The 9,432-nt window shown below is 64.8% G+C and carries 11 protein-coding genes; 4 read left to right on the top strand and 7 right to left on the bottom strand.

What is annotated here, in order from left to right:
* Both PMI40_RS09510 and PMI40_RS09505 read left to right on the top strand, forming a co-directional pair.
* A partial coding sequence (locus tag PMI40_RS09510) for an amidase family protein (RefSeq protein WP_008114563.1) occupies window positions 1-838 on the top strand: 838 nt, incomplete at its 5' end.
* 34 nt (window positions 839-872) lie between these two features.
* A complete protein-coding gene (locus PMI40_RS09505; protein WP_008114560.1) occupies window positions 873-1,673 on the top strand; it encodes a GntR family transcriptional regulator in 801 nt (266 codons plus the stop codon).
* Window positions 1,674-1,720: 47 nt separating this feature from the next.
* Here PMI40_RS09505 and PMI40_RS09500 read toward each other — a convergent pair whose 3' ends face one another.
* The 5 genes from PMI40_RS09500 to PMI40_RS09485 form a co-directional block, all read right to left on the bottom strand.
* Window positions 1,721-2,731, bottom strand: coding sequence for an LLM class flavin-dependent oxidoreductase (locus tag PMI40_RS09500; RefSeq protein ID WP_008114558.1), 1,011 nt, complete (start codon window positions 2,729-2,731; stop codon window positions 1,721-1,723).
* Between the two features lie 38 nt (window positions 2,732-2,769).
* Window positions 2,770-3,810, bottom strand: a complete 1,041-nt coding sequence (locus tag PMI40_RS09495; protein WP_008114557.1) for an NADP-dependent oxidoreductase — start codon at window positions 3,808-3,810, stop codon at window positions 2,770-2,772.
* 30 nt (window positions 3,811-3,840) lie between these two features.
* Window positions 3,841-4,458: a TetR/AcrR family transcriptional regulator gene (locus PMI40_RS09490; protein ID WP_008114555.1), complete on the bottom strand. Its 618-nt coding sequence runs from the start codon at window positions 4,456-4,458 to the stop codon at window positions 3,841-3,843.
* A 47-nt stretch (window positions 4,459-4,505) separates the two neighbouring features.
* A complete protein-coding gene (locus PMI40_RS23800; RefSeq protein ID WP_157221484.1) occupies window positions 4,506-4,760 on the bottom strand; it encodes a hypothetical protein in 255 nt (84 codons plus the stop codon).
* Window positions 4,761-4,931: 171 nt separating this feature from the next.
* Window positions 4,932-6,095 (bottom strand): metallophosphoesterase, encoded by a 1,164-nt coding sequence (locus PMI40_RS09485; RefSeq protein WP_008114553.1) that lies wholly within the window; start codon window positions 6,093-6,095, stop codon window positions 4,932-4,934.
* Window positions 6,096-6,392: 297 nt separating this feature from the next.
* Between PMI40_RS09485 and PMI40_RS09480 the strand changes: the two genes are divergently transcribed.
* Window positions 6,393-6,929, top strand: coding sequence for a hypothetical protein (locus PMI40_RS09480; protein ID WP_040501864.1), 537 nt, complete (start codon window positions 6,393-6,395; stop codon window positions 6,927-6,929).
* Window positions 6,930-7,003: 74 nt separating this feature from the next.
* On the opposite strand, the gene ppk2 is transcribed toward PMI40_RS09480, so the two are convergent.
* Window positions 7,004-7,915 carry a polyphosphate kinase 2 gene (gene ppk2, locus PMI40_RS09475; RefSeq protein ID WP_008114550.1) on the bottom strand — a complete coding sequence of 304 codons (912 nt, stop codon included), beginning with the start codon at window positions 7,913-7,915 and terminating at the stop codon, window positions 7,004-7,006.
* A 181-nt stretch (window positions 7,916-8,096) separates the two neighbouring features.
* Between ppk2 and PMI40_RS09470 the strand changes: the two genes are divergently transcribed.
* Window positions 8,097-9,047 (top strand): LysR substrate-binding domain-containing protein, encoded by a 951-nt coding sequence (locus PMI40_RS09470; protein WP_008114549.1) that lies wholly within the window; start codon window positions 8,097-8,099, stop codon window positions 9,045-9,047.
* Between the two features lie 20 nt (window positions 9,048-9,067).
* On the opposite strand, the gene PMI40_RS09465 is transcribed toward PMI40_RS09470, so the two are convergent.
* Window positions 9,068-9,432: TOBE domain-containing protein (locus PMI40_RS09465; protein WP_008114548.1), on the bottom strand; the 365-nt coding region annotated here is incomplete at its 5' end.

Here is a 9,432-nt window from a genome sequence, read left to right as displayed (position 1 = left end):
GGCGGCCGCCGTGGCCGCCGGACTGTGCGACTTTGCGCTGGGTACCGACACCGGCGGCTCGACCCGGGTACCCGCCAGTTACTGCGGGCTCTGGGGCCTGCGCACCACGCACGGCCTGCTGTCCTGCGAGGCCATGGCGCCGCTGTCGCCGGCCTTCGACACGGTGACCTGGCTGGCCTCCGGGGCCGAGGTATTCGAACGCGTGGGCCAGGCCCTGTTACCCGACACTGCCTTCGAATTCAAACGTGCGCTGCTGCCATTGGATGTATTGGCCCAGGCCGACGACGTGTTCCATGCACCGGTGATGCGATTTCACGAGGCGCTGGCGGGCTTGCTGGGCGACGGTGCGAGGTCGCACCTGGGCAACGGTGAACAACTCGAACGATGGCGCCAGACCTACATCACTGCCTCGGCCCATGACGCCTGGCAAACCCATCGTGAGTGGATCGAACGCGAACGGCCGGCCTTCGGCCCTGCCGTCCAGGGACGCTGGGACATGGCCCGCGCCACTACCGATGCCGCCGCCGACGATGCCCGCCAACGCCAGGCGCTGGTGCGTGAGCAGGTGCGATCCTGGCTGGGCGCCGACGGCGTGGCGGTGATGCCATCGGCGGCCAGCGTGGCGCCGCTGCGCCAGGCCAGCGCGCAGGAAATCGACCAGGTCCGCGCGCGCACCTTCCGCATCACCAGCATTGCGGGATTGTGCGGCTTGCCGCAGGTCAGTATTGCCTTGACCACGCCCGAGGGCCTGCCGATCGGCGTATCATTGCTGGGCCCGGCCGGCAGTGACCTGGCGTTGATCCGGCTGGCCATTCGATTGGCGCAATCGCTGCGATAGCGCCGCCGACGCGACGAACACCATGTGAAAGAAGATGAGCGACACCTCTATCCGCAAGACCGGCAAACGCGCCGCCCCCCGCATTGCAGCGGCGCCGGCGCTTCCCCGGCGCGCCGGCCGGCCGCGTGTGCGTCCCGACACGCTGGCCGACAACGCCGCGCCCGAGGGTGACGACATCATCGGCCGCATCTATAACTCGGTGTTCGACAGCGTCATGAGCCAGCGCCTGGCGCCCGGCACAAAGCTGCCCGAGGCCGCCCTGTGCGAGCTGTTCGGCGTAGGCCGCACGGTCGTGCAAAAGGCATTGCAGAAATTGGCGCACGAGCACATCGTCGAGTTGCGCCCGAACCGGGGCGCGGTGGTCGCCATGCCGACCCCGGAACAGACCCGTGAGATCTTCGAGGCGCGCCGCGCGCTGGAATCGGCCATCATGCGCCTGGCCGTGGACAATGCCACGCGCGCCGACCTGGCACGCCTGCGTCGCCAGCTCAAGGAAGAACATGAGGTGATGCACAGCTACGCCCAGACCCATTGGGCGCGGCTGGCGTCGTCATTCCACATGCGGGTAGCCGAACTGTCGCGCAATCCGACGCTGCAGCGCTACCTGGGCGAACTGGTGTCGCGTTGTTCGCTGATCGTGGCCCTGCATGAACCGGCCGGCTATGCCGCCTGCGAGCACGACGAACATACGCTCATCGTCGACCTGATCGAGCGCGGCGATGTAGAGGGTGCCGTCGCCGCCATGGATGGCCACCTGCGCTCGCTGGAAGAGCACATCCACCTGGTCAGTTCCAAGAGCGGCAACAACCTGGCGCGAATGCTGGGGATGGAATAAGCCGGCGACGCCCGGCGCGCGCCCGCCCCCCACCACCGTTGGATGCCTCAGATCACCACGCTGCGCTCGAGCTCCTGGCGCACCTGGGCCACGATCTCGAACGAATGCAGGCGCGCGGCATGGTCGAATATCTGGGCCGTGATCATCAGTTCGTCGGGCGCGGTGTCGTCGATGAAATTCTGCAGTCCCGCGCGTACGGTGTCGCGATCTCCCACCACGGCACAGGCCAACGAGCGCTCCACGTGCGCCTGCTCGCCCGGCTGCCAGTAGCTGCCGATATCGTCGATCGGTGGCTGCAACTGGCCGGGGGTGCCCCGGATCAGGTTGATGAACTGCTGCTGCAGCGACGTGAACAGACGCTGCGCGTCACGATCGCTGTCGGCTGCGAACACGTTCAGGCCCAGCATGACATACGGCCTTTCCAGCGTCTCCGACGGCTTGAAGCGGGCACGGTAGATTTCCACCGCCGACTTCATGAACCCCGGCGCGAAATGCGACGCAAACGAAAACGGCAAGCCCAGTTCGGCCGCCAATTGGGCGCTGAACATGCTCGACCCCAGCAGCCAGATCGGCACTTTCAGGCCTGCGCCCGGCACCGCCCGCAGCGCCTGGTAGGGCGAGCTCTCGGCAAAATAATCCTGCAGCTCGACCACGTCCTGCGGAAAGCTGTCGGCACTGTCGCCGCCCTGGTTGCGGCGCAGTGCCCGAGCGGTACGCTGGTCCGAACCCGGCGCCCGTCCCAGGCCCAGGTCGATGCGGCCGGGATAGAGCGATTCGAGGGTGCCGAACTGCTCGGCGATGACCAGCGGCGAATGGTTGGGTAGCATGATGCCGCCCGAACCGACCCGGATGGTGCGGGTGTGGGCCGCGACGTGACCGATCACTACCGACGTGGCGGCGCTGGCGATGCCGGGCATGTTGTGATGCTCGGCCAGCCAGTAGCGACGATAGCCCAGGCGCTCGGCCAACTGCGCCAGCTCCTTGGTGTTGTTGAACGCCTGCGCGGCGGTGCTGCCCTGGTTGATGGGCGATAGGTCGAGTACGGAAAACGCAATCATGAGGGACATCCTGTTGAAGTGATCGGGGCGTGGCGCGATCAGGCTGATATCTGCACCACCAGTTTGCCGAAATTGCGGCCTTGCAGCAGGCCGATGAACGCCTGCGGCGCGTTCTCCAGCCCCTGCACCACGTCTTCCTGGTAGCGCAGGCTGCCATCGGCCAGCCACGCCGCGACGTCATGCTGGAACGCCGCATGCAGGTCGGGACGGTTGACGTAGTAATCGAAGATGATGAAGCCGCGAATCTGGATCCGGTGCGTCAGCACGCGACGCAGCAGCGCGCTGGCATCGGATTCGACCCGGCCGCCGTTGTAGTGGGCAATCAGGCCACACAGGGGGATACGGGCATGCATGTTGAGCAGCGGCACCACGGCGTCGAACACGGCGCCGCCGACATTCTCGAAATAGACGTCGATGCCCTTGGGGCAGGAGGCCTTGAGCTGTGCCGCGAAATCGGGTGCGCGATGGTCGATGCAGGCATCGAAACCCAGTTGCTCGACGGCGTATTCACACTTCCTGGCGCCACCGGCCACGCCCACCACGCGACAGCCCTTGATGCGCGCGATCTGGCCTACCATCGCGCCCACCGCCCCCGTGGCAGCGGCCACCACCACGGTCTCGCCGACCTGCGGGGCGCCGATATCGAGCAGCCCCGCATAGGCGGTATAACCCGGCATGCCCAGCGCGCCCAGCGCATGCGAGGGTTGCGCCAGGGTGTCCGAGAGCAGCGTGACGCCGCTGCCGTCGGAGACGGCGTAATCCTGCCAGCCGGTATAGGCCATCACGCGCTGGCCGGCATGAAACCCTGGATGCCGTGAGGCTACCACGCGCGAGACCGCGCCACCGGTCATGACTTCGCCAATCTGCACCGGCGCGGCATAGGAGGGGGCATCACTCATGCGACCGCGCATATAGGGGTCGAGCGACAACCATTCGGTGCGCAACAGGACCTGGCCCTCGGCCAGCGCCGGCACCGGGTGCTCTTCGAGCCTGAAGTTGTCGACCGTGGGTGCGCCGGTGGGGCGGGAAGCGAGCACGATCCTGCGATTGATGCTGTCGGTGGGATGGCTGGCACTCATGGGAGTCCTTTCTGCAAGAGGGTTGGCGAGCTATTGCGGCGGCACCAGCACATGTCGCGTGACATGCATGGCGCTTTGCATCGGAATGCGGTCACGACTGAGCTTGCCCAGCAGGCTGGCGCCCAGCCACAACTGGTACAGCATGGTGGCGGTGGCATGCGGATCCAGTGCGGTATGCAGCGAGCCTTCGGCAATGCCTTCGTCGATGCAATGCGCAATGCGGGCGATGAACTTGCCGGTGGCGGCATGCAGTACCTGGCGCATGGCATCGGACAGGTCGGCCACTTCAGCCGACAGCTTGACCACCAGGCAACGCTGTTCGAATTCGGCGCAGCACTGGCTCTCGAGCCAGTAGCCCCAATAGATCAACAACCGTTCGCGCGCATTGCGGGCCGCCGAGTCGGCCTCGGCCGCGCCCGCGCTGCCCAGCACCTGGTCGAGCAAGGCCAGGTAGCCATCGACGTAATGCTGGACCAGTTCGCGCCCGTAGTCCTCCTTGGACCCGAAGTAGTGATAGAACGAACCCTTGGGGATCGCGGCGGCGCTCAGGATTTCGGACAGCCCGACGCCGCAGAAGCCCTTCTGCGCGATGATCGCGCGACCGGCCATCAGGATATTGCGTTTGGTTTCGAGGTAGTTTTCCCGCATCGGGCCATTCTACCGAAAAATTAGACCGGTCGTCTAAGACCACGGGATCACTTGGGAAGACGGCAGCCGCGCGGCGCTGAAGGCATGCGGTAGTGGCGCACATGGAACCGTCGCAATGGCGCACTACGCACCGGCGCGCGACGCAACTGGAAAGCCCGCACGGCTGGGCGGCGGGCAGGCGGGCGCGACATCGCGGCCCGCAACATCGAAGGCAAGGTCCTGCTACTGGCCAACTCTTCGCTGGCGACCAGCACCAGCGTGGTGACGGTGGCACAGAGCAATTGCCGCAATGGATTGCGCATGGACTGGGGTGGGCCGGGACGAACCTGCCAGTGCGCCAGGCGCCATCGTCAGTCTCGCTCCTCGCTCCGGGAAGAAAAACGACGATGGTAGTCGCCAGTGTGCAATCGACTCTATAGAAATGGGCCGAGAATGGCGCACTTTGCCAACCAATCCCACCCTTGCGCGGAACCTCAGCCCGGCGCGGTGCGCAGGTGCAGCAGCGTAATTTCGGATGGTGCCCACAGGCGCTTGGGCGGCCCCCAATACCCGGTGCCGCGGCTGACATAGATCCACAGCCGTTGCAGCCGCTTGAGTCCGGCCACATACGGTTGCTGCAGCGGGACGAAGAAATTCCAGGGGAAGAACTGGCCACCATGGGTATGGCCCGACAGCTGCAGGTCGAAGCCGGCCTCCTCGGCGGCGACGGCGCTGCGCGGCTGGTGCGCCAGCAGGATGCGTGGACTGCCGGCCGGCGCATTGGCGATGGCCGCATGCGGATCGCTGCGATGCGCGGGGTCGAAGTGGTGCGCCGTGAAATCGGTCACGCCGGCCAGCACCAGGCTGGCCCCGTCGTGGCGCAGCACCACGTGCTCGTTCATCAGCACGGTCAGGCCCAGGCGCCGGACCTCATCGATCCATTCATGGGCGTTCGAATAATATTCGTGGTTGCCAGTGACGAAATAGCTGCCGTGCCGCGAGCGCAAGGCGGCCAGTGGCGCCGTATGCGCGGCCAACTGCGCCACGCTGCCATCGACCAGGTCGCCGGTGATGGCCACCACATCGGCCTGCAGGGCGTTGACCCGGTCGACGATGGCTTGCAGGTAGGCACGCTTGATGGTCGGCCCGACGTGGATGTCGCTGATCTGTGCGATGGTGAACCCTTCCAGCTGCGGCGGCAGGCCGCTGATCTGCACCTCGACGTCGACCACCGAAGCGGTACGCCGGGCATTGAGCAACCCGATCAATGTGGCCGCCGCCGCCAGCGCCAGGACCAGCCAGGCCGACGCCGTGCCGAGCGCGCGCAGCTGCAAGGCCGGCAGGTCCAGCCAGGGGGCGGCTTGCAGCACCAGCGCACGCAGCAGGGTCAGCAGCAAGGTCGACGAGAACGCCCCCATGGCCAGCATGCCGGCCCAGGCGACCTGGTCGGTGCGGCGCTCGGCCCATCCGCGCCGCTTCAGGTAGGGCGCCATCAAGGCCGCCGGCATCGACACCAGCGACGCCAGCAACACCGCCGCGCCGACCAGTTGCCCGCCGTGGCCGATCCCCAGCGCGGGCAGCAACTGCCAGCCGATCCAGCCATGCAACGCGGCCAGCAGGGCAAGGAAGACAACAACACCGACACTCGAACGACGCATGGGATTTTCTTTTCAAGGATGGGGAGCAGGCCAACGGCAATTCATTGCAATGGAGAAACCGATATCGTACCGCGCGTGCATTTTTCAAGCAGAATAGCCACTGATGAGTCGGCTTTGATGACGCTACGCACCGCTTTGGGCAAGCGTAGCGAAGAAAAAAACCGCCAAATCATGCAAGAAGACGAACAGAGGAGGATAATATTGCCTCGATTCGTTCAAATCCGCGCCACGGACGTTGTCGGTCCGGCATCCCCGGCCAGGCGCGCATTGCATCACTGGAAGATTGGAAGAGTTATTTTGAGTTCAAGCAAAACCAAGCGTTGGCATGGCAATGTCGAGGCAATCAAGTCGGAATACCTTAACGGTGTGACCACCCAGATGGCGGCTTATGGCGACCGCGTGCGCTTCAGCCTGTTCGGTTCGGTGCAAAAGCCGCACTACGAAGTCATCAATACCTTCGACAAGAAAATGGCGTTCGATGGCAATCACCATCTGCACCGTGCCGAAGAAGAAGAATTCGGCGCCGGCAACGTGACCCCGATCTTCACCCTCGAGCAGATCAAGCGGCTGATCGCCGCCGGCGGCAGTTCGCGCAGCACCACCCGCTCGCCGCGCGCGGCCTCCAGCCGCAGCAGCACCGCAGGCGCCCGTCCTGTGACCGCGGCGGCGCGCGCGCGTGAAGCCATCGATGGCGAGAAATACGCCTACTACAAGGCCAACCGCGCCACCTTGCCGGAAGAGATCAACCTGCACTCCGACGAGATCAGCGAGCTGATGCTGCAGGGCAAGTCGGCCGAGCAGGCCTTCGGCGAAGTCATCGAGAAGCATTTCTAGACTCGCTTGACGCACAAAAAAGGCCGGAAGATTCCGGCCTTTTTTCATGGTGCGACGAGCGCCTCGCACGACATTCAATACAACTCGGGAACGATCATCGTGTCGGGCACCGGATGGCGTTCATAGTCTTCATGGCGCTCCCGCTCGGGCAGGATTACCGGTGCGTGCGGCACCTCGCCGTACGGCATCTGCTGCAGCAGGTGCTGGATGCAGTTCAGGCGCGCCTTCTTCTTGTCGACCGCCTGCACGATCCACCACGGGGCCTCGGGAATATGGGTGCGTTCCAGCATCACTTCCTTGGCCTTGGTGTAGTCCTCCCAGCGACGCCGCGACTCCAGGTCCATCGGACTGAGCTTCCATTGCTTGAGCGGATCGTGAATCCGCGACAGGAAGCGCATGTGCTGCTCTTCGTCGGTGATCGAGAACCAGTACTTGATGACCTGGATGCCGGCACGGGTAAGCATGCGTTCGAATTCGGGCACCGAGCGGAAGAACTCCTCGTACTGCTCGTCGTTGCAAAAACCCATGACCCGCTCCACCCCGGCGCGGTTGTACCAGCTGCGGTCGAACAGCACCATCTCGCCGGCCGCCGGCAGGTGCGAGACATAACGCTGGAAATACCACTGCGTACGCTCCCGATCGTTGGGCGCGGGCAGCGCCGCCACCCGCGCCACGCGCGGATTGAGGCGTTGCGTGATGCGCTTGATCACGCCGCCCTTGCCGGCCGCGTCGCGTCCCTCGAACACGATCACCACCTTGTGGCCGGTCTGTACCACCCAGTCCTGCAACTTGACCAATTCACCCTGCAGCCGGAACAGTTCGCGAAAATACCTGCGCCGGTATTGGCGCTCGGTGTCGCCATGGGCGCTGTCGATCTCGCCGGTGACCGGATCCACCGTGCGGTCCTCCAGTTCCAGCTCCATCTCTTCGTCGTAGCTGTCTGCCAGTTCACGATGAATGCGCCTGATCAGTTCTTCGTTCCCCATTGTTTCCTCTGTGCAATCCAATGTGCCGGCACACCCATGGTCCGGTACTCGAAAGTGGCTGACAACATACCTTTCGAATATGACCAAGACATGACAGGAGCCCGCGGCGGGCGGCCGCTCCACTCAAAACTGCACGGTTGAAAATAGGCTATAGTCTGCACATCGCATTTGGCATACCAGAATGACACTTACAGAACTCAAATACATCGTGGCAGTCGCCCGGGAAAAACATTTCGGCCACGCTGCCGAAGCCTGTTTTGTGGCACAACCGACGCTCTCGGTGGCCATCAAGAAACTGGAAGACGAACTGGGCGTGATCATCTTCGAACGCGGCGGCAACGAAGTATCGGTCACACCGCTGGGCGCCCAGATCGTGACGCAGGCCGAACGCGTGCTGGAGCAAACCGCCGCCATCAGGGAAATCGCCAACCAGAACAAGGACCCATTGTCGGGTCCGCTGCGACTGGGCATCATCTACACCATCGGCCCCTACCTGCTGCCGTCACTGGTCAAGACCATGATCGAACGGGTGCCGCAGATGCCGTTGATCCTGCAGGAGAACTTCACCACGCGCCTCATCGAACTGCTGCGCCAGGGCGAACTCGATGCCGCCATCATGGCCCTGCCCTTCCCCGAGCACGGCCTGAATGTCTTGCCGCTGTACGACGAGGAATTCGTGGTGGCGCTGCCGCGCCAGCACAAGTGGGCCGCACGCACCAGCATCGACGCCCGCGAACTCAAGACCGAGACCATGCTGTTGCTGGGCAATGGCCATTGCTTCCGCGACCAGGTGCTGGAAGTCTGCCCCGAGATGTCGCGCTTCTCGACCACCGGCGATGGCATCGCCCGCACCTTCGAGGGGTCGTCGCTGGAAACCATCCGGCACATGGTGTCGTCCGGGATCGGCGTGACGGTATTGCCGCGCGCTTCCATTACCGACCTCAACGCCAGCGATGGCATGGTGCGCTACGTGCCCTTCGTGGCGCCGGCACCATCGCGCCGGGTGGTCATCGCCTGGCGCAAGAGCTTCACTCGCCAGGCCGCCATCGACGCCGTCCAGCAGGCGGTGCAGGCTTGCAACCTGCCCGGCGTGGAGATGCTGGCCGAGGCCCTGGTGTCGGCCGCGGACTAGAATCTCCGGGGGCGTCGGATTCATATCCGGCGCCCGCTCTCCACGTCGAACCAATGTATATCGGCGGCGTCGAAATCGACCCCGATGCGCTGGCCGCTGGCCACCGCGACGTTGGCCCCACAGCGCAACACCATCGCCTGCGTGCCGCAGCGCGCATGTACCAATAGCTCCGCTCCCAGCGCCTCGACCAGTTCGACTTCCAGCGTCGCCTGGCCGCCCTCGGCAACCAATCGAAGATGTTCCGGACGCACCCCCATGATGCGCCGCGCAGCGCTGGCTTGCCCGCCCCCCTGCGGCAGCCGCAGCAATGCGTCGCCGCCCTCGGTGACGAATCCGGCGCCGTCCGCCGCCACCCTGCCATGCAGCAGGTTCATCGGCGGCGAGC

The organism is Herbaspirillum sp. YR522 (assembly GCF_000282575.1).
GTDB lineage: Bacteria > Pseudomonadota > Gammaproteobacteria > Burkholderiales > Burkholderiaceae_D > Herbaspirillum.
Note: the sequence above shows the minus strand (reverse complement) of the source record. Positions and strands in the feature narration are given on the sequence as shown.

Bases quoted from the DNA above. Each gene is read 5' to 3' on its own strand.
- PMI40_RS09490 (WP_008114555.1), bottom strand. From the start codon at position 4,458: ATGCGGGAAAACTACCTCGAAACCAAACGCAATATCCTGATGGCCGGT.
- PMI40_RS09485 (WP_008114553.1), bottom strand. From the start codon at position 6,095: ATGCGTCGTTCGAGTGTCGGTGTTGTTGTCTTCCTTGCCCTGCTGGCC.
- PMI40_RS09500 (WP_008114558.1), bottom strand. From the start codon at position 2,731: ATGATTGCGTTTTCCGTACTCGACCTATCGCCCATCAACCAGGGCAGC.
- PMI40_RS09470 (WP_008114549.1), top strand. From the start codon at position 8,097: ATGACACTTACAGAACTCAAATACATCGTGGCAGTCGCCCGGGAAAAA.
- PMI40_RS23800 (WP_157221484.1), bottom strand. From the start codon at position 4,760: ATGCGCAATCCATTGCGGCAATTGCTCTGTGCCACCGTCACCACGCTG.
- ppk2 (WP_008114550.1), bottom strand. From the start codon at position 7,915: ATGGGGAACGAAGAACTGATCAGGCGCATTCATCGTGAACTGGCAGAC.
- PMI40_RS09505 (WP_008114560.1), top strand. From the start codon at position 873: ATGAGCGACACCTCTATCCGCAAGACCGGCAAACGCGCCGCCCCCCGC.
- PMI40_RS09495 (WP_008114557.1), bottom strand. From the start codon at position 3,810: ATGAGTGCCAGCCATCCCACCGACAGCATCAATCGCAGGATCGTGCTC.